The organism is Zoogloea sp., from assembly GCF_044344315.1.
GTDB lineage: Bacteria > Pseudomonadota > Gammaproteobacteria > Burkholderiales > Rhodocyclaceae > Zoogloea.
This window is the reverse complement of the sequence record NZ_JBIJDC010000054.1, coordinates 1-21,596: the sequence shown is the minus strand read 5'-3', so window position 1 is coordinate 21,596 and position 21,596 is coordinate 1. Positions and strand designations below refer to the sequence as shown.

Sequence of the window (21,596 nt, the reverse complement as noted above, 5' to 3'; positions counted from 1 at the left end):
CTCCCGGGCGTCGTTGTTACTTCCCGCTATTCTGGAGGATCTGCAGGCCCTTGAGCAAATTCACCGCCTGGGCCAGCTGATAATCATCCTTGCCGGAAATTTCAAAGGGCGGCTTGGTCTCGTCCGCCTCGTCCTTGGGTTTGTCCTTGTCCTTGGACTTCGGCGCGGACTCCTTCTTCGACGCCGGCACCCCCTCTACCTTGGGAGGATCCTGCTCGCGGCCGTTGCCGAGATGGCGGTCGAGGTCGGCCTCGCGCACACGCTCCCGAGAGGCTCCTCCCGGGGTCTCCTCGACAATAATGTCGGGAACGATCCCCTTCGCCTGAATCGACCGGCCATTGGGCGTGAAATAACGCGCCGTGGTGAGCTTGATTGCCGCATTGCTGTTGAGCGGCAGAATGGTCTGCACCGAACCCTTGCCGAAACTCTGGGTGCCCATTACCACAGCACGCTTGTGATCCTGCAAGGCACCGGCAACGATCTCCGAGGCCGACGCGGAGCCGCCGTTGACCAACACCACCATAGGCACATTCTTGATCGACGGCGGCACATTGCGGATGAAGTCCTCGCGAGCACCGCGCAGATAATCGTCGGGAACCGCCAGATACTTGCGCTTTGCATCATCGGCACGGCCATCGGTGGATACCACCAGGGCCTTCACCGGCAGGAAGGCAGCGGAAACACCCACCGCGCCATGCAGCAAACCACCCGGATCATTGCGCAGATCCAGCACCAGCCCCTTCAACTCACCCTGCTTGACCAGCTTTTCCAGGTGCTGCACCAGGGAGGCCGCAGTCTGTTCCTGAAACTGCACAACCCGCACATAGCCATAGCCCGGCTCAACCACCTTCGACTTGACGCTCTGCACCTTGATGACTTCCCGCACCAGGGTCACCACGATCGGCTTTGCCTCTCCCTTGCGGGCTATGGTTAGCACGATGGACGTCTTGGGCTTGCCACGCATACGCTTGACGGCGTCGTTGAGGGGCATGCCCTTTACCGAGGTGTCGTCCAGCTTGATGATCAGGTCACCCGCCTTGATGCCGGCGCGGAAGGCAGGGGTATCCTCGATTGGAGAGATCACCTTGACGAAACCATCTTCCGAGCCCACCTCAATGCCGAGGCCACCGAACTCACCCTGGGTGCCCACCTGTAGTTCCTTGAAGGCTTCAGCATCCAGATAGGCAGAGTGGGGATCAAGATTGGACAGCATGCCGCTGATGGCGTGAGTGATCAGCTTCTTGTCATCAACCGGTTCTACATAGCCCTGCTTGATGGCGTTGAAGACATCCGCCAGGTTGCGCAACTCTTCCACGGGCAGGGGCGCCAGAGCAGCCGCCTTGTCCGCGTTGGCCGAGAAGTTGAGGCTGATCAGAACCCCGGCACAAAGCCCGGTGAACACCAGGCCGGCTTGTTGCAGTTTGCTGCGCATAAAGTCTCCGTCTGGACGCTGGGCCTCAGGGCCCCGAACGCCATCACATGCCCGCAATCGAGCTATTCTCAGTAGGAAGAGGAGTATAAACCGGAAAGGTTCCCGGCCCGGCACGTGCTGGTGCCTCTACACTGGCTCTCCGAAAAAGTGGTATTTTATTGGGTCAGTCAGCCTTAACCCCTACCAACTTCGTGAAAACAGACTTTGTTGATCTCATCGCCAAACAGGAGCATATCGAGACTGCAGCTCGAGCACTCAAGGCGATTTCTCACCCCCTTCGCCTCAAGATCCTCTGCGTGGTCGGAAGCGAGGAAGTCTGCGTGCAGGATATCGTCGAAGCTGTGGGCACCTCGCAAAGCAACATCTCCCAGCATCTCGCCATTCTGCGTGACAAGGGCGTGCTGCTCACCCGCAAGGACGCCAACCGGGTTTACTACCGCGTAGGCGACACCCGTACGCTCCAGCTGATTGTCATGATGCGCGAAGTCTTCTGCAAAGACGACGCCTGACCCCCTTTTCCGACCCGGAGTTCGTTTAGTGGAATTCATCCAGCAAAACTGGTATTGGGCAGCGCTTGCCGCCGTAAGCGGCTCCCTGCTCGTCGTCAACGCCCTCAAGGGCGGCCGTGGTATCTCGCCGGCCCAGGCGACCATGCTCATCAACCGCGAGGATGCCCTGGTGGTGGACGTGCGCGAAACCGCCGAGTATGCCGCCGGCCACCTGCTTAATGCACGGCACATCCCCCTGGGCGATCTCGAGAAGCGCCTTGGCGAACTCGAGAAGTTCAAGGACAAGCCGGTCATCCTCAACTGCCAGAGCGGCAGCCGCTCCGCCTCCGGATGTGGTGTCCTGCGCAAGGCCGGCTTTGCGCGCGTGCACAACCTGGAAGGCGGCATTGCTGCCTGGGAACAGGCTGGCATGCCCATCAGCCGAAAGAAGAAGTGATCATGCAGCCCAAAGTCCTCATGTACACCACCGCCGTATGCCCCTACTGCGTCCGGGCTGAAGGCCTGCTGCGCCGCAAGGGTGTCACGGAAATCGACAAGGTGCGCATCGACGTCGACCCGGTTCGCCGGGACGAGATGATGGAACGCACAGGCCGGCGAACCGTCCCGCAAATCTACATCGGCGACTTTCATGTGGGGGGCTGTGACGACCTGTTTGCCCTCGACCACGAAGGCAGACTCGACACACTGCTGAACGGCGAAAGCGCCTGAAATTCCGCCAACTCCTTTTATCCACGGAAAAACCATCATGTCCGAAACCGCAGAACAGCCCGTCTTCTCCATCGAAAAGCTTTACGTCAAGGATCTGTCCCTGGAAGTGCCGAACGCACCCCAGATCTACCTTGAGCGCGAAGCGCCCCAGATCAGCGTTCAACTGCGCACCGAAGGCAATGCCGTCGACGAAGGCGTGTTCGAAGTCAAGCTGACCGTCACCGTGACGGCCAAGGTCGGCGAAGAGAAGACCGTATTCCTGGTTGAAGTGGCCCAGGCCGGTATTTTCCAGATCCGCAATGTGCCCCAGGAAGACCTGGAGCCCATCATGATGATCGGTTGCGCCAACATCCTCTTCCCCTATGCACGCGAAGCGGTCTCCGACGCCGTGGCCCGTGCCGGCTTCCAGCCGGTGATCCTGGCCCCGGTCAACTTCGAAGCCCTGTTCCAGCAGAACCGTCAGCAGGCTGCACAAGAGCCGGCTGCAGACACGCCGATCCAGTAATGACCCTGCGCCGCCTTTCCCTCGCGGCGCTGCTCGGCCTGCCGCTCGCCTTCACGGCGGCAGGCGCAGCTGCCTCGGACTACCGTTCCCTCGCCGAGCCGGCCATCCTCTACGACGCCCCCTCCAAGCAGGGCAAACCCCTTTTCGTGATCCAGCGCTACACCCCCGTGGAAACGGTGGTGAACATCGACCGCTGGGTCAAGGTCCGTGAACCGGCCGGCAGTCTGCTCTGGCTGGAGCGCCGCCAACTGTCCGACAAACGCACGGTCATCATCACTGCCGCACGCGCTGACATCCGCCAGAAACCCGACGCCTCCGCGCCCCTCGCCTTTGAGGCGAGCAAGGACGTGGTACTCGAACTGTCGGACAAGCCCGCCGATGGCTGGGTCAAGGTCAAGCACCGGGACGGCACCAGCGGCTTCATTCGCGTCAATCAGGTCTGGGGGCTTTAAGCACCATGCGCATCGCCGTTTTCGGTGCCGGAGCCTGGGGCACCGCTCTGGCCACGGCCTTCAGCCGCGGCCACGACGTCGTCCTGTGGAGCCGGGAGTCTTCCGAGATTGTCGCCCTGCGTCAGGATGGCGAGAATCGCCGCTACCTGCCGGGGATTCCCCTGCCTGCCGACCTGCAATTCAGCGACGATCTGCAACAGGCAGCCCAGGCCGACCTGCACCTCGTCGTCACACCCCTGGCAGGCCTGCGCAGCACCGCCCGCGCCCTCCGCACGGCTGCACCGGCAACGCCTCTGCTATGGGCCTGCAAGGGCCTGGAGGCAGGTACGGCCAAACTGCCCCACCAGATTGTTGAAGAAGAGCTCGGCACCAACGCACCCTGTGGCGTGCTCACCGGGCCCAGCTTTGCCGCGGAGGTGGCACAAGGCCTGCCTGCCGCAGTCACCATCGCGGCCCGCGACATCGACTTCGCCCGCCACTGGGTTCAGGCGCTGCACAACAACCGGCTGCGCCTTTACGCCAACGACGACCTGATCGGCGCCGAGGTGGGCGGTGCGGTCAAGAACGTCATGGCCATTGCCGCCGGTGTCGCCGACGGCATGGGCTTCGGGCTCAACGCCCGGGCCGCTCTGATCACCCGCGGTCTGGCCGAAATCACACGCCTGGGCATGGCCCTGGGCGGTCGGCGCGACACCTTCATGGGTCTGGCCGGGCTGGGAGACCTGGTTCTTACCTGCACCGGAGACCTCTCCCGCAACCGGCGTGTCGGCCTGCTGCTGGCCGAGGGCAAGACCCTGCCTGACATCCTTCAGGCGCTCGGACACGTGGCCGAAGGCGTCAGCACGACCCGTGAAGTGGCAGCCCTTTCCGCGCAACTGGGTGTGGACATGCCCATCACCCGCGCTGTCGACGGTGTGCTGGCCGGCAGCCTGTCGGCCCGCGATGCAGTCGAACAGTTGCTCGCCCGCGACCCCAAGCAGGAATGATCAAACGGGCCGCGTAGCTGGCAGCGCTCACCCCCCGCCAGCAAAGCCGTTCTGCCGCCACGCCTCATAGACCACGACAGCCGCCGCGTTCGACAGATTGAGGCTGCGGTTGTCGGGGCGCATCGGAATGCGCAGACGCTGGTCCCCGCTGAACTCTGAATGCAGCTCGGGCGGCAGGCCACGGGACTCCGAACCAAAGACAAACACATCGCCCGGAACGAAAGCCACCTCGGCATAACTGCGCCCCCCGTGGGAAGTCAGGGCAAAGATCCGCTGGCCAGTAAAACCGGCCCGGCAACTTGCCCAGTCGTCGTGCACGGTGACCACCGCCATGTCCCGGTAGTCCAGGCCGGCGCGGACAAGCTGCTTCTCTTCCAGCGTGAAGCCAAGAGGTTTGACAAGGTGCAGCCGCGCGCCGGAATTGGCACACATGCGCATGATGTTGCCGGTATTCGGGGGAATTTCCGGCTGATGGAGGACGACATGGAACATGGGCGCGGATTGTGCACGCCACGCCCCCCGGGATCAACCCGGCCGTGGCGTGCGCGCCAACACCCGGTTCTCCACACTCGCAGCGCCCGCCCCTTTCAGGCTGCGGGCCAACTCGGCAAGGGTTGCGCCGGTGGTCATCACATCATCCACCACCACCACCCGCAGCCCGTCTACCCGTGCCGTCACCCGAAAGGCGCCGCGCACATTGGCAGCCCGGGCCTTCCAGGGGAGCCCGGCCTGCGGGGCGGTATCCACGTCGCGGACCACGCCGTCCAGGGCCACCGGCAAACCCCAGCGCCGTGCCAATGGACGCGCCAGCTCCGCAGCCTGGTTGAAACCCCGGCTACGCAGCCGCGAAACATGCAGCGGCATCGGAATGACCAGCTCCGCCTCGGGCGCCGTCTGCGCTGCCAGCAGCTCCACGAACAGCCGGCTCACCGACAGGCGATGTCCGTATTTCAGAGCCTGGACAAGGCGGTCCAGCGGAAAGCCGTAATCCAGCACCGCCAGGGTCCGGTCGAAGGAAGGGGGATGACTAAGGCAGGCACCACATATGCCGCCGGTGGAATGGGGAATGCCGCAGACCGGACAACGCGCCTGCTCACGTCCCGGTAAAGTCAGCAGACAGTCCGGACACAACACCGCGCTACCACTTCGGGCACCACAGGCGAAGCACTGCTGGGGAAAGAGAGCCTGCACCACGGCGCCCGTCCAAGGCCGCCATCCAAGCGCTTGATTTGACAAGTCCGGACCCCTTCAGGGAAACTTGAAAGCTTCGTAATTCAAAATTACAGCCTATAAAAAGGGTGCAAGACAATGACCGCCACCGTCGCCCACGCAGAGAACACGCCCACCGCCACCAACACCCCTGCTCGCAAACGCTGGAGTGTGGCAGAGATCGAGGCCCTGTTTGCCCTGCCCTTCAACGATCTGCTGTTCCGTGCCCAGCAAGTGCACCGGGCGCATTTTGACCCCAATGCCGTTCAGCGCTCCACCTTGCTGTCCATCAAGACCGGGGGCTGCTCCGAAGACTGTGGCTACTGCTCCCAGTCGTCACGCTATGACACTGGCCTTGAAAAGGAGGCCCTCCTGCCCCTCAACGAAGTGCTCGAAAACGCCCGCGCCGCCAAGGCCAAGGGTGCATCGCGCTTCTGCATGGGCGCGGCCTGGCGCGGCCCGAAAGAGAAGGATCTCGCCCCGGTCCTCGACATGGTGCGTGAAGTGAAGGCTCTCGGCCTCGAAACCTGCGTCACCCTTGGCATGCTGAAGGACGGTCAGGCCGAGCAGCTCAAGGACGCCGGCCTCGATTACTACAATCACAACATCGATACCTCGCCCGAATTCTACGGTCAAATCATCACCACCCACACCCTGAAAGACCGCCTCGACACCCTCGAAAAGGTGCGTGACGCCGGCATCAACGTGTGCTGCGGCGGAATCGTGGGGCTCGGCGAGACCAAAAAGAGCCGCGCCGCCCTGCTGGCCGAACTGGCCAACATGAACCCGCCGCCGGATTCCGTGCCCATCAACAACCTGGTCCAAGTTGAAGGCACGCCCCTCGACAAGGCCGAACCCATCGACCCCTTCGACTTCGTGCGCATGATCGCCGCCGCCCGGATCACCATGCCCGAGAGCTACGTGCGTCTGTCCGCCGGCCGCCAGGAACTCGGTGAGGGCATCCAGGCTCTGTGCTTCATGGCCGGCGCCAACTCGATTTTTTACGGCGAGCGCCTGCTGACCACCAACAATCCGGATGCCGATTCCGACGACGCGCTGTTTGCCCGTCTCGGACTCAAGTCTGTTTGAGGCCCGCCGTACCCCGATGACCATGCCGGATTTCCAGCTCGACCCACGCCTCGTGCGGCGTCGGGCCGAGCGGGCCGCGGCCGGCTATGCCTCGGTCGACACCCTGGCCCGGGAAATCTCCCGGCGCATGGGCGAGCGCCTCGACTACATCCGTATCGAGCCCAAGCGCATCCTCGACCTGGGCTGCGGCCCCGGCGCAGACCTGGCAGCCTTTGCCGAACGCTATCCGGGCATCCCCCGGATCGCCGTCGACAGTGCCCCGGCCATGCTCACCCAGGCACGTGGCGAAAAAGGGCTGTTCAAACGCCTGATGCGCTTCGGCAAACCCGCCGATCCCGAGTTCATCTGTGCAGACGCCACCGCCCTACCCCTGGCTCGCGCGTCGGTGTCGCTGGCCTGGTCCAACCTGATGCTCCAGTGGCTGCACGATCCACTACCCGCCCTCAAGGAGATCCATCGGGTCCTGGAGGTCGGCGGCATGCTCATGTTCTCCACCCTCGGTCCGGACACCCTCAAGGAGCTCCGCGCCGCCCTGCCCGCGTCGAACGCAGAACACCTGCACCGTTTCATCGACATGCACGACCTGGGCGATGCCCTGGTCGGCGCCGGCTTCTCCGATCCGGTGATGGACATGGAGATGCTTACCGTCACCTACACCCGCCTCGAAGACCTGTTCCACGACCTGCGTACCAGCGGCTCCAGCAACGCCGCCCTGAGCCGCCCCCGTGGCCTCGTCGGCAAGGACCACTGGGCAGCCCTCCGGGCCAACTACGAACAGCTGCGCCGGGATGGCCGCCTGCCGGCCACCGTCGAGGTGGTCTATGGCCACGCCTGGAAGGCCGCCCCCAAGGTCATGGATGACGGCCGCGCCATCGTCCGCTTCGAACGCAAGCCGGGCTAGGTCATGCACCCGATCTGGCTCTTCGACCTGGACAACACGCTGCACAACGCCAGCCCGCACATCTTTCCGCACATCAACCGCAGCATGACGGCCTACCTCATGCGCCACCTGGATCTCGACGAGCGGGACGCCAACCGGCTGCGCATGGAGTACTGGAAGCGCTACGGCGCCACCCTCACCGGCCTGATGCGCCACCATGGCACCCGGCCGCAGCACTTCCTCCACAACACCCACCAGTTTCCCGACCTGGCGCGGATGGTGGTGTTCGACAGTGCCGTGCGCCACCTGCTGCGCCGCCTTCCGGGCAAGAAGATTGTCTTCTCGAACGGCCCGCTGCATTACGCCGAGGCCGTACTGGACGTGATGGGAATCCGCAAACTGTTTGCCGACGTCTATTCGGTCGAACAGATGCGCTTCCACCCCAAGCCCAAAGTCGCCGGCTTTCAGCACCTCATCAAGGACCACCGGCTCAACCCCCGGCGCTGCATCCTCGTCGAGGACAGCGCCGAAAACCTGTGCACCGCCAAGCGCCTGGGCATGAAGACGGTATGGATCAGCCGCAGCCTGCGCCAACCCGACTTCGTGGACTGCCAGCTGCCCTCGGTGCTGGGTCTGGCTAGACACGCAATCAGGAACATCACTTCGAGGTAAAATGGTGGATTACGCTATCCAGACAGCGAGTCCGCCATGCCCAACTCCAAGACTGAAAACCTGAACATTGCGGCCTTCGACCGCATGCCCTCACCGGACGAGATCACCGCCCGCCTGCCCCTCAGCGACACCGCCGCCAAGGTCGTGACCGAGGGCCGCCAGACCCTGCAGGCCATTCTCGATCACAAGGACCCGCGGGTTTTCATCGTGGTGGGCCCCTGCTCCATTCACGATCCGGTCGCCGGCATCGACTACGCCCGCCGCCTCAAGAAGCTGGCCGACGAAGTCTCCGACACCCTCGTCCTGGTGATGCGTGTGTATTTCGAGAAGCCCCGCACCTCCACCGGCTGGAAGGGCTACATCAACGATCCGTACATGGACGACTCCTTCCGCATCGACGAAGGCATGGAGAAGGCGCGCCGTTTCCTGCTCGAGGTGAATGAGGTCGGTCTGCCCACGGGCACCGAAGCCCTCGACCCCATCGCCCCCCAGTACTACGGTGACCTGATTGCCTGGACCGCCATCGGCGCCCGCACCTCCGAATCCCAGACCCACCGCGAGATGGCCTCCGGTCTGTCCACTCCGGTCGGCTTCAAGAACGGCACCGATGGCTCTCTCGACGCGGCAGTCAACGGGATCCTGTCTGCGTCCCACCCCCACAGTTTCCTGGGCATCAACGGCCAGGGTCAGTCCTCCGTGATCCGTACCCGCGGCAACGCCCACGGCCACGTGGTGCTGCGTGGTGGCGGCGGACGCCCCAACTACGACACCGTTTCCGTATCTCTCGCCGAGAAGGCCCTCAACAAAGCCAAGCTGCCGGCCAACATCGTCATCGACTGCTCCCACGCCAACTCCTGGAAGAACCCGGAGTACCAACCCCTGGTCATGCGCGACGTCGCCCACCAGATCCGCGAGGGCAACCGCTCCATCGTCGGCCTGATGATCGAAAGCAACATCGAAGCCGGCAACCAGTCCATCCCGACCGACCTCTCCCAACTGCGCTACGGCTGCTCCGTGACGGATGCCTGCGTTGACTGGAGCACCACCGAAGAGATGATCCGCAATACCCGCGACATCCTGCGGGAGATCCTGCCGAAGCGGAGCGCGGCCTGATGAATCTGGTAGTCCAGGGCCAGAAGGTCGAAACCCGCGCCCTGAAGGATCTCGCCACACTGACAGGCTCTGAGGGCGTAGGCCGCCTCGGCAACAACGCCTTCCGGCTCATCGGCGCCCAGCCCCACCCGGACCTCGAGTCATACTGCGAAACCCACCAGCTGGACTTCGCCTTCGTTCCGGAAGACCGCCACCTGAAGGATTTCCGCCTCTTCGTCACTGACATGGATTCGACGCTGATCAGCATCGAGTGCATCGACGAAATCGCCGACATGCAGGGGCTCAAGACCGAAGTGGCAGCGATCACCGAAGCCGCCATGCGGGGTGAGCTGGACTTTCGAGAATCCCTTAGCCGGCGCGTGGCGCTGCTGGAAGGCCTGCCTGAGGAGGCCCTGGCCAGGGTTTTCCAGGAACGGTTACGCCTCAATCCAGGCGCAGAAACGTTAATGGCCGGTCTCAAGCAGGCCGGTATCGTGACCGTGCTGGTTTCTGGCGGCTTCACCTACTTCACGGAACGCCTGCAAAAGCAGCTCGGCTTCGACTACGCAGTCGCCAACCAGCTGGAGATCCGCAGCGGCAAGCTCACCGGCAAGGTCAAGGGCGAAGTCATCGACGGTGAGGCCAAGCGCCACACCCTGCAGCTCGTGCGCAAGCACCACGGCTTCACACCCGAAAGCGTAATTGCCGCAGGCGACGGTGCCAACGACCTGCCCATGTTGTCCGAAGCCGGCATCGGCATCGCCTATCACGCCAAACCGGTCGTGAGAAAGCAAGCCACCCATGCCATCAGCCACGCCGGGCTGGACGGCATTCTCAGGCTGTTTGCCTGAACAAATCTGGTGCGACTGGCGCGAGTACTCGGCATGGAAAAACCGAAGGGCCCTTTCTTGGAGACATGCCGACCGGTTCAGCTTGTCTCCCACGCGTTCTCCCCAAGCTTGATACTCGCGACCAGTGCGTTTTCATGCTAACGGTGACAGCCCCGAGTCACCGTGGCGCAATGCACATGCTGCATGACAGCATGAATAGATTTGTCGAAATTCTTTACACCCACTTCGGGCAGAGGTATATTCATTCGATGCCTATCAAGAAGACGATAATCGGCTTTTTTGTAGCGATCGCGTGCTCCGGTGCGGTCCTCGCGTCCGAGCCCCAATATCGGGGCAGCGACGAAGCCCCACCGCCCTCCGTTTTCGAGCGTTACACCGACTCGATGCGTTCCCTTGTCGACCGTAGCCTCAATTTCCTGGGCGTCCCTTATCGCATGGGCGGCACCAGCCCACTTACCGGATTTGACTGCAGTGGTTTCGTAGGCAAGGTTTTCGCCGACGCACTCGGTTTCGGCATGCCGCGAACCGCCGCAGAAATGGCCCAGATGGGTGAGCAAGTTACGCTGAATGAGCTCAAGCCCGGCGATCTGGTGTTTTTCAACACCATGCGGCGCACCTTCTCCCACGTGGGCATCTATCTCGGCAACAACCAGTTTGTTCACGCCCCGTCCACCGGCGGTGTCGTTCGTGTTGAAGACATGCGCATCAGCTATTGGGCTGCCCGCTACGATGGCGCCCGTCGCGTCCTTCCCGGCACCCAGTCGCGCCAGTCCCAGGCCAACTGATTTCAGCTTCCGGGTCAGCTCCCAAGGGCACCATGCTGCACCCGGACAACACCAACAAACGTTCCAAGAGGCGGCATGATTCCGTGGCTGGGTGATCGCCCAGCTTTCCCGCCCCTTTCCCGCGCACTACGCGAGCCCAACGGGCTTCTGGCTGCGGGCGGCGCCCTCACACCCGAATGGCTGCTAGCCGCTTATCGGCGTGGCATTTTTCCGTGGTTTAACGACGGCGAGCCGATTCTGTGGTGGAGCCCGAGCCCTCGCATGGTGGTATTCCCCGACGAGGTGCGGATCACCCGCTCCCTGCGCAAGACCCTCCGCAAAGGAGATTACGAGGTCCGTCTCGACCACGACTTCGCCGCCGTCATCCGCGCCTGCGCCGCACCGCGCGAGCCCGGCGGGCGCACCTGGATCACGCCGGACATCCAGTCTGCCTACATCCGCATGCATCAGCTCGGCTACGCCCACAGCGTTGAAACCTACATCGACGGCGAGCTGGCTGGCGGCTTGTACGGCATGGCCCTTGGTCAGGCCTTTTTTGGCGAATCCATGTTCAGTCGACGCACGGATGCCTCCAAGATCGCCTTTGCCCACCTCACGCGCTTTCTTGAGCAACGCAATTTCCGCGTGCTAGATTGTCAAATGACCACACAGCATCTGGCCTCACTGGGCGGTCAGGAGATTGCCCGGGAGACATTTGCAGCGCTGCTGGACACCTTTGCCGGTGTGGACCTGCCACCGGCACGCTGGCCCGAGGATGGCGCAACTCACCCCTGGACGTAGTGCCCGATGCTCAAGGACTATCCCTACTCCCTGCTGCAGTTCTACGCCACCGCGCCTTACGCGTGCTCCTACCTGCCCGACCGCCAGGCCCGCTCACAGGTGGCCACGCCCAGCCACCTCATCGACACGCCGCTCTATAGCGAACTGGTGCACAGCGGCTTCCGGCGCAGCGGCATCTTCACCTACCGCCCATACTGTGACGCCTGCCGGGCCTGCATTCCGGTGCGCATTCCCGTGGCCTCCTTTCGCCCAAATCGGAGCCAACGCCGCGCCTGGAACGCCTGTGGCCATCTGCAACCCAGGGAAATGCCCCTCGAGTTCATCGAGGAGCACTACCTCCTTTACCAACGCTACCAGGCAAGTCGGCATGCCGGAGGTGGCATGGATCAGGACAATCGGGAGCAGTACGCCCACTTCCTGCTTCAGAGCCACGTGGACAGCCGTCTCATTGAATTTCGCGAGAACGGCATCCTGCGCATGGTCAGCGTCATCGATTGCCTCACCGACGGTCTGTCAAGCGTCTACACCTTTTACGAGCCCGAGGTTTCCGGACCCGGGCTGGGCACTTTTGGCGTGTTGTGGCAAATCGAAGTCTGTCGGGAACTCAAGCTCCCCTATCTCTACCTCGGCTACTGGATACGGGAGAGTCGCAAAATGGCTTACAAGGCCCGCTTCAGGCCGCTCCAGGGGCGGATCGGCGGGCAGTGGCAAACTCTTACCGACACCGACATCGCTCAGCTCGAATGACCCGCCCAACCTGCTTCTGCCTCTCACGACTTGCCCTTGTCGCTCTGGCTGCGACCACCTTTCCTGCCCAGGCTGCAGCACTGGTTGATGCGCTCACTGAGGCGCCCGGGCGCCATTGGCTGGTGCTATCCGGCATGTCTCATCACTTTCAGCCTGAGCGCCGCGACTGGCGCGAAGACAACCCCGGCGCAGGCATCGAGAAGGAATTCACCGGCACGCCCTGGGTGGCGACGGCCGGCTACTTCCGCAACAGCTACGACCGCAACACCTTTTACGCTGGCGCGCGCTGGATGCCCCTGTCGCTCGGGCCCGTCCGCCTGGGTGCTTTCGGCCTGGTGGCTAGCGGCTATCCGTCACCCGTCCTGGTCCTGCCTGCCGCATCGATCCAGGTGGGACGGGTCGGTGCCAACCTGGTCGCCATCCCCAATCTCCCCGGCTACAGTGGCTATCTTGGCCTGCAGGTCCGCTTCGCCGTCGATTGAGCGCTGAAACATAGCTTTTCCGCACTGCGGTAGAATGGCGGATGCTCTACGAAATCGCCCGCCCCGTCTTGTTCTCCCTTGATGCGGAGACCGCCCACGAAACCGCCCTGGCCGGCCTGAATGTCGCCGGGCGCCTGCTGCCAGCCGGCAAGCCGCTTCCTGCCCGCCCGGTCGAAGTCATGGGGCTCAGCTTCCCCAATCGCATCGGCATGGCCGCCGGACTCGACAAGAACGGCGAGATCATCGACGGGCTGGCCCGCATGGGTTTCGGCTTCATCGAAATCGGCACCATCACGCCCCGCGCCCAACCCGGCAATCCCAAGCCACGCATGTTCCGGCTACCGGAGGTCAAAGGCATCATCAATCGCATGGGCTTCAACAACCATGGCATCGACGCACTAATCGGCAACGTCGAAGCCATGAAGTTCAAGGGCATCCTTGGCATCAACATCGGCAAGAACGCCGACACCCCCATCGAGCGGGCGGCCGACGACTACCTGATCTGTCTCGACAAGGCCTACCCGCTGGCCAGCTACATCACGGTCAATATCTCGTCGCCCAACACCAAGAACCTGCGCCAATTGCAGGGCGAGTCCGAGCTCGACTCGCTCCTCGGCCAGCTCAAGGCGCGCCAGGCCCAACTGGCCGACAGGCACGGCCGCTACGTGCCGATCACACTCAAGATCGCCCCCGACCTGGACGATGCCCAGATCACCAACATCGCCGATGCCCTGCGCCGCCACCGCATCGACGCCGTGATCGCCACCAACACCACCCTGGCCCGGGACAAGGTTCAGGGCATCCCCTTTGGCGATCAGCAGGGCGGCCTGTCCGGCGCCCCCCTGTTCGAAGCCTCCACCGCCGTCGTGGCAGCCCTGGCCAAGTCACTCCAGAACGAGCTGCCCATCATCGCTGCCGGCGGTGTCTTCGACGGCCGCCAGGCCCGCGCCAAACTTGATGCCGGCGCGAAGCTGGTGCAGATCTATAGCGGTCTGATCTACCGCGGCCCTGCCCTTGTTCGCGAGGCGGTTGCAGAAACCCGCGACTACACCTGATGTTCAGCACCGGAATACCCCCACTCGTAGCAGGCTTGAGCACCAGCCAGCCGGCACGGGATAATCCGGCCCCTGCCCTTCCCTTGTGCGGCTGATATGACCAGCTATCTTTTCGTGATTCTCGGCGCGGTTCTGGTGAACAACGTCGTCCTGGTCCGCATCCTCGGCCTGTGCCCCTTCATGGGCGTCTCCAAGAAACTCGACACGGCCGTTGGCATGGGTGCGGCAACCACCTTCGTGCTGACCCTGGGCTGTGGCACCAGCTATCTTGTGGACCACTACGTCCTCATCCCCGCAGGGGTGGACTATCTGCGTACCCTGGCCTTCATCGTGATCATCGCCGCCATCGTGCAGGTCACCGAGCTGGTCATCCAGAAGACCAGCCCGGTGCTGCACCAGGTGCTCGGCATCTACCTGCCCCTGATCACCACCAACTGTGCCGTGCTGGGCGTCCCCCTGCTCAACGTGGCCCTGCATCACGATCTGCTCGAATCCCTGCTTTTCGGCTTCGGCAGTTCCGTCGGCTTCTCCCTCGTCCTGGTCCTTTTTGCCGGCATCCGCGAGCGCCTGGACGGCGCCGATGTCCCCGCGCCCTTCAAGGGCACCGCCATCGCCATGGTCACGGCCGGCCTGATGAGCCTGGCCTTCATGGGCTTTGCCGGCCTCGACAAGTATCACTGAGCTTCCGCACCGAACCATGCTCACCGCACTCCTCGTCATGACCGGCATCGCCCTGCTTCTTGGAGCGGGGCTGGGTTTCGCCTCCATCAAGTTCAAGGTCGAAGGCGACCCCCTGGTAGACAAGATCGACGCCATTCTTCCGCAGACCCAATGCGGCCAGTGCGGCTTTCCGGGCTGCCGCCCCTACGCCAATGCGATCGCCGGTGGCGAGGCCGAGATCAACCAGTGCCCCCCCGGCGGCGAGGAAGGCATCCGCAAGCTGGCCGACCTGCTCGGGCGAGAGTTCAAGCCGCTCTCTGAAGAACACGGGGTTGAAAAGCCCAAGTCCGTAGCGGTGATCGACGAAGTCACCTGCATCGGCTGCACCCTGTGCATCCAGGCCTGCCCGGTGGACGCCATCGTCGGTGCTGCCAAGCAGATGCACACCATCATCGCCGCCGACTGCACCGGTTGCGAGCTGTGTCTCGCCCCCTGCCCGGTGGACTGCATCGCCATGGAGCCCATCGCCGAGACGGTGGACACCTGGAAATGGCGCTATCCGGTCTTTCAGATCAAGCAGGCCGCCTAGGATGAAACGACTCCACGCTCACCTCGTTCGCAGTCGCAAGGGGGCAGATCGCGCCCTTCGCACGCCCGGGCAGATCTGACATGCTGCGCAAACTCTTCAAGTTCCATGGTGGCGTCAAGCCGCAGACCAACAAGGAACACTCCACCACCGCCCCCATCGCCCCCGTGCCCTTGCCGGACCGACTGGTGATCCCCCTTCACCAGTCGGTGGGGGGGCACCCCCGCCCGCTGGTACAGCCCGGCGATAGCGTCTTCAAGGGTCAGCGCATCGGTGCCGCCGACGGCAACCTGTCCTCCGCCGTCCATGCCTCCACCTCCGGCATCGTTCGCGATGTGCTGCCGGCGGTCATGCCCCACACCTCGGGCCTCACCACCCTGTCGGTGGTCATCGAACCCGACGGGAACGATCGTTGGGGAGAGCTCGACCGGATCAACGTCCGGGCAGCCACCCCCGACGAACTGCGCGACTACCTGCGCGACGCCGGTGTGGTAGGCCTGGGCGGTGCCGTATTTCCGAGCCACCTCAAACTCAAGCCGGGCAAGGAAGGCAGCCTCGACACCCTGGTGATCAATGGTGCCGAATGCGAGCCCTTCATCACCTGCGACGACATGCTGATGCGGGAGCGGGCCACCGACATGCTCAAGGGCATCAGCGCCATGCGCCACATGCTCCAGGCACGGGAGGTGCTGATCGGCATCGAGGACAATAAGCCCGAGGCCCTCTCCGCCGTCCAGGCCGCCATCACGGCCAGCGGCGAGAAAGGCATCGAAGCCATCGCCATCCCCACCCGCTACCCGGCCGGCGGCGCCAAGCAGCTCATCCGCGTGCTCACCGGCATCGAAGTCCCCCATGGGCGCCGCTCCACCGATTTCGGCGTGCAGTGCTTCAACGTCGGCACGGCCTACAGCATCCACGAGGCCCTCGAACACGGCCGGCCACTGGTCTCGCGGCTCGTCACCGTGGCCGGCAACGTGAATGCCCCGCGCAACTACGAAGTGCTCATCGGTACGCCGATGGACCACGTGGTACGCCTGGCCGGTGCCCGCCCCGACACCGACCGCTACATCATGGGCGGCCCGATGATGGGTGTGCGCATGCCGGCCTTCGACGTACCGGTGGTCAAGGCCACCAACTGCATCCTGGTCGGCAGCCCGGCCCTCTTTCCGCCCCCGCCGCCCGAGATGCCCTGCATCCGCTGTGGCGAGTGCGCCAAGGCCTGCCCGGCCGACCTCGCCCCTTTCGAGATGTACTGGTTCTCCCGCGCCAGGAACTTCGGCAAGACCCAGGAATACCATCTCTTCGATTGCATCGAGTGCGGCTGCTGCAGCTTCGTCTGCCCGTCACACATTCCGTTGGTGGACTACTTCCGCTTCTCCAAGAGCGAGATCTGGGCCCGCGAACGTGAAAAGGAAGCTGCTGACACCGCCCGCGAGCGCTTCGAATTCAAGAACCTCCGGCAGGAGCGGGAAAAGCAGGAAAAGGCCGAAAAGCTCGCCGCAAAGGCGGCTGCAACCCGCGAGAAGGTCGCCGGTGAAGCGGCAGCCCCCGGGGCCGCCCCCGCCGCAGCCAAGCCTACCGGCGACGACGCCAAACGCGCCCTGATTGAGGCTGCCATGGAGAAAGCCCGCCAGCAGAAGGCACAGGTCGCGCCCAAGAACGTAGACGTCACCAGCCCGGACGTGCAGGCCGAGATGGCCGCCATCGATGCCCGACGTCGGGCTGCCGAACACTCCACCGAAGCTCCACCCCCGGCCGGCCAGGCCTGAACGCGCCGCCCGGAACCCACCCATGATCAACTCACCCTACATCCGCAAGCCGGCGAGCGTCCAGAGCGTCATGCTCCAGGTCCTGCTCGCCCTCGTGCCCGGAATCGCCGCCTACGTGTGGTTCTTCGGCGCCGGCATCCTCGTCCAGCTGGCCATTGCCAGTGCCGCGGCCCTGGCCGGCGAGGCCGCCATGCTGGCCATCCGTGGCAAGCCGAAGGCGCTCTTCCTCACCGACCTGTCGGCCATCGTCACGGCCTGGCTGATCGCCCTCACCTTCCCGCCCATCGCCCCCTGGTGGCTCACCGTCACCGGCACCCTGCTGGCTGTGGTCATCGTCAAACAGCTTTATGGTGGCCTCGGACAGAACCCCTTCAACCCGGCCATGGCGGCGTTCTGCCTGATGATCGTGGCCTACCCGGCGCTGATGTCCCAGTGGCCTGCCGCCGGCCAACTCGACTTCAAGACCCAGCTCGACCTGATCTTCGGTGGCGCCCGCCAGGTGGACGCCATCACCGGCGCCACCCCTCTCGACGCCCTGCGCACGGCCTTGCGCAGTGCGGCCAGCGCTGATTCCGAGCTTCACGGCCTGCGGGCCTCCCAGCTCATGGACGGGCCGGCCTTCGGCGCCGTGGGCGGCAAGGGTGGCGAATGGGTCGCCCTCGGCTATCTGCTCGGCGGGCTCTGGCTCGTCCAGCGCCGCATCATCACCTGGCACATCCCGGCAGCGTTCTGTGGTGCGCTCTTCCTCACTGCCGGCCTGCTGTGGAGCGTCCGCCCCGATGGCTTTGCTTCACCGATCTTCCACCTCGCCTCCGGCGGTGCCATGCTCGGGGCCTTCTTCATCCTGACCGACCCGGTCTCGGGGGCAACCACAGCACGGGGCAAGCTGCTGTTTGCGGCGGGGGCAGCCGTGCTCACCTACGTGATTCGCGCTTTCGGCGCTTACCCGGACGGCATTGCCTTTGCGACCCTGCTGATGAACATTCTCGTGCCCATCATTGACATGAAGACCCAGGCGCCCGTTTTCGGCCACAAGAAGGACTGACGGCCCATGAGCGAAACCACTGCCCTCGGCCTTTCCGCCCGTACCGGCGGGGTGATGGTGGCCTTCACCGTGGTGTTCACGGCGGTGATGGCCTTCACCTACGATGCCACCCGCGAGCAGATCCAGGCCTCGGCCACCGAAGAAAAGATGAAGCTCATCTCCGAGGTCCTGCCGGGTGCCACCTACGACAACGCCTTGCTGGATGACTATGTGAAGCTCGGCCCCACGCGCGAACTCGGCCTCGACGAAGGCGGCCGTGTGTATCGTGCGCGCAAGGCGGGCCAGCCCGCCGCCCTGCTGCTGGAAGCGACCGCCCCCGACGGCTACAGCGGCCGCATTGACCTGATCGTGGCCATCAATGCCGACGGCAGCGTGTCTGGCGTGCGGGCCGTCAGCCACCGGGAAACCCCGGGCCTGGGCGACTATATCGACCCCAGGAAGGACAGGGACAAGAAGTCCCCCTGGATCGCCCAGTTCTCCGACCTCAAGGCCGCGGACGTACCGTCCTGCAAGCTGAAGAAGGACGGCGGGCAGATCGCCTACCACACCGGCGCCACCATCAGTGCCCGCGCCGTCACCAACGCCGTCGGCCGCGCAGCCCGCTTCGCCGCCGACAACCAGAACCGCCTGTTCGCCGCCAAGAGCGGCGACCCGCTCTGACGGGAGACCCGCCATGGACTTTCAAGCCCACAAGGAAATCGCCTGGAACGGCATCTGGAAGCAGAACACCGGCGTCGTCCAGATCCTCGGCCTGTGCCCCATCCTGGCTATCAGCACCAATGTGGTCAATGCCGTCAGCCTCGGCCTTGCCACCATCCTGGTCATGGCCCTGGCCAACCTGGCCATTTCGGCGCTGCGCAACTTCATCCCCTACGAGATCCGCATCCCGGTCTTTATCCTGATCATCGCCGCCCTCGTCACCGTGGTGGACCTGGCCTTCAATGCCTATCTCCATGAGCTCTACCTGGTGCTCGGCATCTTCATTCCGCTGATCGTCACCAACTGTATCGTGCTCGCCCGGGTTGAAGCATTTGCGGCCAAGAACGAACCCGCTGACTCCACGGTGGACGGCATCGCCATGGGTATCGGGCTGACGCTCGTCCTGGCCGTGCTCGGCGCCATGCGCGAGATCATCGGCAGCGGCACCCTGTTTTCAGGCATCGAGATGATCTTCCCCGGGGTCGAGGGGCTCACGCTCTTCGGTGACGACTACCCCGGCTTTCTTGTCGCCATCCTGCCGCCGGGCGCCTTCATCGCCCTGGGCTTCCTGATTGCCGGCCGAAACTGGATTGAAGCCCGCAAGCAGGCCCTCGCCCGCGCCAACCCGCCGTCCTCCGGTGTCCCGGATACCTCCACCGAAGCGGCCTCGCCGGCAGAACCTGCCTGATGGCCGACATGAAGCTGGCCGCGGTGGCTGAAGCCTTCCAACGCCTGCGGGACGCCAACCCTACGCCGACCACCGAGCTGGAATACGCGTCGCCCTACCAGCTGCTGGTCGCCGTGGTGCTGTCGGCCCAGGCCACCGACAAGGGTGTCAACATCGCCACCCGCAAGCTCTTTGCCATCGCCCCCACCCCGGAAGCCATGGTGGACCTGGGTGAAGCCGGCATCGTCGAACACATCAAGACCATCGGTCTCTTCCGCAACAAGGCGAAGAACACCCTGGCCCTGTCGCACCAGCTTCTCGAGCGGCACGGCGGCGAAGTCCCCAACGACCGGGACGCCCTCGAAGCCCTGCCCGGGGTTGGCCGCAAGACCGCCAACGTGGTGCTCAACACTATCTTCGGCGAACCGACGATGGCCGTGGACACCCACATCTTCCGCCTCGCCAATCGCACCGGCCTGGCGCCCGGCAAGGATGTGCTGGAAGTGGAAAAGCGCCTGCTGCGCCGCATCCCCAAGGAATACCTGCGCGACGCCCACCACTGGCTGATCCTGCATGGTCGCTATGTGTGTGTTGCCCGCAAGCCGCGCTGTGGCGAGTGCATCATCCGCGACCTCTGCCTGTCGCGGGACAAGACCGACTGAGTCGCCCGTTCGGCAAAGGCGCAGCCGGACCGCCCCCACATCCGGCACCGGCAAGGCTGCACCACTGAACCCGGACATCACGCCCAAGCTTCACAAGGAAATACCACCATGTTCGACCCCTCCAGAGACCAGGCCCGCCAGTTTTTCGTCAGCGCCTGGGCCAAGCACCGGAACCGCGAGGTTCTTACCCAGCTCGAGATCATCGCTGCCGATCTGGTCGCCCATCATCCCGAGTACCACGCACTACTCGAAGATCCCGACGCGGTGCTGAAGGATTTCAGCCCCGAGGATGGCCAGATCAACCCCTTCCTGCACTTGTCCCTGCACCTGGCCATTGAGGAGCAGCTCTCCATCAACCAGCCCCCCGGTATCCGGGAAGCCTTCGAGGCCTGCCAGGGCCGCCAAGGTGACCGCCACGCGGCCCTCCATGACGTGCTCGAATGCCTGGGTGAAACCATCTGGAAGGCCCAGCGCGACAAGGCCCCGCTGGACGGCCGCGCCTACGTGGATGCGGTACGCAAGCGCGCCGGCCACTGAAGCTCTACACTCCGCTCCTGCCCACCCGATCCGGTCCCCCACGCATGCAAATGGAAGTCAAAGATCAACCCAGGTACGCCGTTGTGGCGGCCGTGCAATTGCCCAACGTCACAGACCTGGAGTTCGAAGCCTCGCTGACCGAGCTCCGTGAGCTCGCCAAGACCTTGGGCTTGCAGGTGGTTCACACCTTCATCCAGAAGCGCACCAGCTTCGACGCCAACGCCTACCTGGGTGTGGGCAAGCGCCAGGAGATCCAGACCTACGTCAACGGCGAACACGACGCCTTGCCGGGGGGCGGCCAGATCGACGCTATCCTGGTGGATCACGAAATCTCACCCTCCCAGGCACGCAACCTGGAGGTTGAAGTGGGCTGCGAGGTGATGGACCGCACCATGGTCATCCTCGAGATCTTCCACCGCAACGCCCGATCCCGGGCGGCCCGGGCCCAGGTCGAGATCGCCCGCCTTGGCTACATGGCGCCGCGCCTGCGCGAGATGGCCAAGCTGGCCGGGCCGCAGGGGCGCCAGCGCAGCGGTGTCGGCGGCCGGGGTGCCGGTGAATCCCATACCGAGCTCGACCGCCGCAAGATCCGCGACCGCATTGCCGAGCTGCAACAGGAAATCGACGCCATGGAGGTCGAGCGCAAGACCCAGCGCGCGCGCCGCCAGGAACGCCAGGGCCTCGCCACGGTGGCGCTGGTCGGCTATACCAACGCCGGCAAGTCCACCCTGATGCGG

27 protein-coding genes and 1 pseudogene are annotated in these 21,596 nt (G+C 64.1%); 25 read left to right on the top strand and 3 right to left on the bottom strand.

Translation table 11 applies throughout. From position 1 onward, the window contains the following. Positions 1 to 16: 16 nt before the first annotated feature. Positions 17 to 1,432: a S41 family peptidase gene (locus tag ACIQ09_RS12815; RefSeq protein ID WP_398310251.1), complete on the bottom strand. Its 1,416-nt coding sequence runs from the start codon at positions 1,430 to 1,432 to the stop codon at positions 17 to 19. A gap of 191 nt (positions 1,433 to 1,623) precedes the next feature. Between ACIQ09_RS12815 and ACIQ09_RS12810 the strand changes: the two genes are divergently transcribed. Genes ACIQ09_RS12810 through ACIQ09_RS12785 form a run of 6 tightly spaced genes read left to right on the top strand, consistent with a single transcriptional unit; the run spans position 1,624 to position 4,592 of the window. Beyond that, positions 1,624 to 1,941 (top strand): ArsR/SmtB family transcription factor, encoded by a 318-nt coding sequence (locus ACIQ09_RS12810; protein WP_398310249.1) that lies wholly within the window; start codon positions 1,624 to 1,626, stop codon positions 1,939 to 1,941. Between the two features lie 28 nt (positions 1,942 to 1,969). Next, on the top strand, positions 1,970 to 2,377 hold the full coding sequence (locus ACIQ09_RS12805) for a rhodanese-like domain-containing protein (protein WP_398310246.1): 408 nt from the start codon (positions 1,970 to 1,972) through the stop codon (positions 2,375 to 2,377). A 2-nt stretch (positions 2,378 to 2,379) separates the two neighbouring features. Beyond that, positions 2,380 to 2,649, top strand: coding sequence for a glutaredoxin 3 (grxC, locus tag ACIQ09_RS12800; protein ID WP_398310243.1), 270 nt, complete (start codon positions 2,380 to 2,382; stop codon positions 2,647 to 2,649). Positions 2,650 to 2,686: 37 nt separating this feature from the next. Beyond that, a complete protein-coding gene (gene secB / locus ACIQ09_RS12795) occupies positions 2,687 to 3,154 on the top strand; it encodes a protein-export chaperone SecB (protein ID WP_296410546.1) in 468 nt (155 codons plus the stop codon). Then, on the top strand, positions 3,154 to 3,606 hold the full coding sequence (locus ACIQ09_RS12790) for an SH3 domain-containing protein (RefSeq protein ID WP_398310239.1): 453 nt from the start codon (positions 3,154 to 3,156) through the stop codon (positions 3,604 to 3,606). The genes secB and ACIQ09_RS12790 overlap by 1 nt, the downstream gene beginning before the upstream one ends. Positions 3,607 to 3,611: 5 nt before the next feature. Next, positions 3,612 to 4,592 carry an NAD(P)H-dependent glycerol-3-phosphate dehydrogenase gene (locus ACIQ09_RS12785; RefSeq protein WP_398310236.1) on the top strand — a complete coding sequence of 327 codons (981 nt, stop codon included), beginning with the start codon at positions 3,612 to 3,614 and terminating at the stop codon, positions 4,590 to 4,592. A gap of 27 nt (positions 4,593 to 4,619) precedes the next feature. Here the strand turns inward: ACIQ09_RS12785 and ACIQ09_RS12780 are convergent, their stop codons facing one another. Further along, positions 4,620 to 5,084, bottom strand: a complete 465-nt coding sequence (locus ACIQ09_RS12780) for a tRNA (cytidine(34)-2'-O)-methyltransferase (RefSeq protein WP_398310233.1) — start codon at positions 5,082 to 5,084, stop codon at positions 4,620 to 4,622. Positions 5,085 to 5,117: 33 nt separating this feature from the next. Continuing rightward, positions 5,118 to 5,786 carry a ComF family protein gene (locus ACIQ09_RS12775; protein ID WP_398310231.1) on the bottom strand — a complete coding sequence of 223 codons (669 nt, stop codon included), beginning with the start codon at positions 5,784 to 5,786 and terminating at the stop codon, positions 5,118 to 5,120. Positions 5,787 to 5,900: 114 nt separating this feature from the next. On the opposite strand from ACIQ09_RS12775, the gene bioB reads away from it, so the two are divergent. From bioB to ACIQ09_RS12680, 19 genes and pseudogenes are all read left to right on the top strand, one after another. Further along, on the top strand, positions 5,901 to 6,890 hold the full coding sequence (gene bioB, locus ACIQ09_RS12770) for a biotin synthase BioB (protein ID WP_398310229.1): 990 nt from the start codon (positions 5,901 to 5,903) through the stop codon (positions 6,888 to 6,890). A gap of 16 nt (positions 6,891 to 6,906) precedes the next feature. Then, entirely contained in the window at positions 6,907 to 7,791 is an 885-nt protein-coding gene (locus tag ACIQ09_RS12765; RefSeq protein ID WP_398310227.1) for a methyltransferase domain-containing protein, read from the top strand. A gap of 3 nt (positions 7,792 to 7,794) precedes the next feature. Next, positions 7,795 to 8,442, top strand: a complete 648-nt coding sequence (locus tag ACIQ09_RS12760; RefSeq protein WP_398310224.1) for a pyrimidine 5'-nucleotidase — start codon at positions 7,795 to 7,797, stop codon at positions 8,440 to 8,442. Positions 8,443 to 8,478: 36 nt separating this feature from the next. After that, on the top strand, positions 8,479 to 9,555 hold the full coding sequence (locus ACIQ09_RS12755; RefSeq protein WP_398310221.1) for a 3-deoxy-7-phosphoheptulonate synthase: 1,077 nt from the start codon (positions 8,479 to 8,481) through the stop codon (positions 9,553 to 9,555). Continuing rightward, a complete protein-coding gene (gene serB, locus ACIQ09_RS12750; RefSeq protein WP_398310218.1) occupies positions 9,555 to 10,385 on the top strand; it encodes a phosphoserine phosphatase SerB in 831 nt (276 codons plus the stop codon). Before ACIQ09_RS12755 ends, serB begins: the two co-directional genes overlap by 1 nt. A 248-nt stretch (positions 10,386 to 10,633) precedes the next feature. Continuing rightward, positions 10,634 to 11,170, top strand: a complete 537-nt coding sequence (locus tag ACIQ09_RS12745; RefSeq protein WP_398310215.1) for a C40 family peptidase — start codon at positions 10,634 to 10,636, stop codon at positions 11,168 to 11,170. A 75-nt stretch (positions 11,171 to 11,245) separates the two neighbouring features. Then, entirely contained in the window at positions 11,246 to 11,950 is a 705-nt protein-coding gene (gene aat / locus ACIQ09_RS12740; RefSeq protein ID WP_398310212.1) for a leucyl/phenylalanyl-tRNA--protein transferase, read from the top strand. Between the two features lie 6 nt (positions 11,951 to 11,956). Further along, on the top strand, positions 11,957 to 12,697 hold the full coding sequence (locus ACIQ09_RS12735) for an arginyltransferase (protein ID WP_398310209.1): 741 nt from the start codon (positions 11,957 to 11,959) through the stop codon (positions 12,695 to 12,697). Then, entirely contained in the window at positions 12,694 to 13,179 is a 486-nt protein-coding gene (locus ACIQ09_RS12730) for a hypothetical protein (RefSeq protein ID WP_398310206.1), read from the top strand. Before ACIQ09_RS12735 ends, ACIQ09_RS12730 begins: the two co-directional genes overlap by 4 nt. Positions 13,180 to 13,220: 41 nt before the next feature. Then, on the top strand, positions 13,221 to 14,234 hold the full coding sequence (locus tag ACIQ09_RS12725; RefSeq protein WP_398310203.1) for a quinone-dependent dihydroorotate dehydrogenase: 1,014 nt from the start codon (positions 13,221 to 13,223) through the stop codon (positions 14,232 to 14,234). A 96-nt stretch (positions 14,235 to 14,330) separates the two neighbouring features. Beyond that, the gene (gene rsxA / locus ACIQ09_RS12720; protein WP_296404056.1) at positions 14,331 to 14,915 is read left to right on the top strand and encodes an electron transport complex subunit RsxA; all 585 of its coding nucleotides are present in this window, start codon (positions 14,331 to 14,333) and stop codon (positions 14,913 to 14,915) included. A 16-nt stretch (positions 14,916 to 14,931) separates the two neighbouring features. Beyond that, positions 14,932 to 15,483, top strand: a complete 552-nt coding sequence (rsxB, locus tag ACIQ09_RS12715; protein ID WP_296404060.1) for an electron transport complex subunit RsxB — start codon at positions 14,932 to 14,934, stop codon at positions 15,481 to 15,483. An 80-nt stretch (positions 15,484 to 15,563) separates the two neighbouring features. Next, a complete protein-coding gene (gene rsxC / locus ACIQ09_RS12710) occupies positions 15,564 to 17,249 on the top strand; it encodes an electron transport complex subunit RsxC (protein WP_398310198.1) in 1,686 nt (561 codons plus the stop codon). Between the two features lie 22 nt (positions 17,250 to 17,271). Beyond that, a complete protein-coding gene (locus ACIQ09_RS12705) occupies positions 17,272 to 18,294 on the top strand; it encodes an RnfABCDGE type electron transport complex subunit D (RefSeq protein WP_398310195.1) in 1,023 nt (340 codons plus the stop codon). Positions 18,295 to 18,300: 6 nt separating this feature from the next. Further along, positions 18,301 to 18,954 (top strand): RnfABCDGE type electron transport complex subunit G, encoded by a 654-nt coding sequence (locus tag ACIQ09_RS12700; protein ID WP_398310192.1) that lies wholly within the window; start codon positions 18,301 to 18,303, stop codon positions 18,952 to 18,954. Between the two features lie 13 nt (positions 18,955 to 18,967). Further along, a complete protein-coding gene (locus tag ACIQ09_RS12695; RefSeq protein WP_398310189.1) occupies positions 18,968 to 19,681 on the top strand; it encodes an electron transport complex subunit E in 714 nt (237 codons plus the stop codon). Further along, positions 19,681 to 20,322 (top strand): endonuclease III, encoded by a 642-nt coding sequence (gene nth / locus ACIQ09_RS12690; RefSeq protein ID WP_398310186.1) that lies wholly within the window; start codon positions 19,681 to 19,683, stop codon positions 20,320 to 20,322. Before ACIQ09_RS12695 ends, nth begins: the two co-directional genes overlap by 1 nt. A 108-nt stretch (positions 20,323 to 20,430) precedes the next feature. Beyond that, complete coding sequence (locus ACIQ09_RS12685; protein WP_398310183.1) at positions 20,431 to 20,859, top strand: DUF1841 family protein; 429 nt, start codon at positions 20,431 to 20,433, stop codon at positions 20,857 to 20,859. Between the two features lie 44 nt (positions 20,860 to 20,903). After that, a pseudogene (locus ACIQ09_RS12680) lies at positions 20,904 to 21,596 on the top strand (GTPase HflX); the annotation flags it as partial.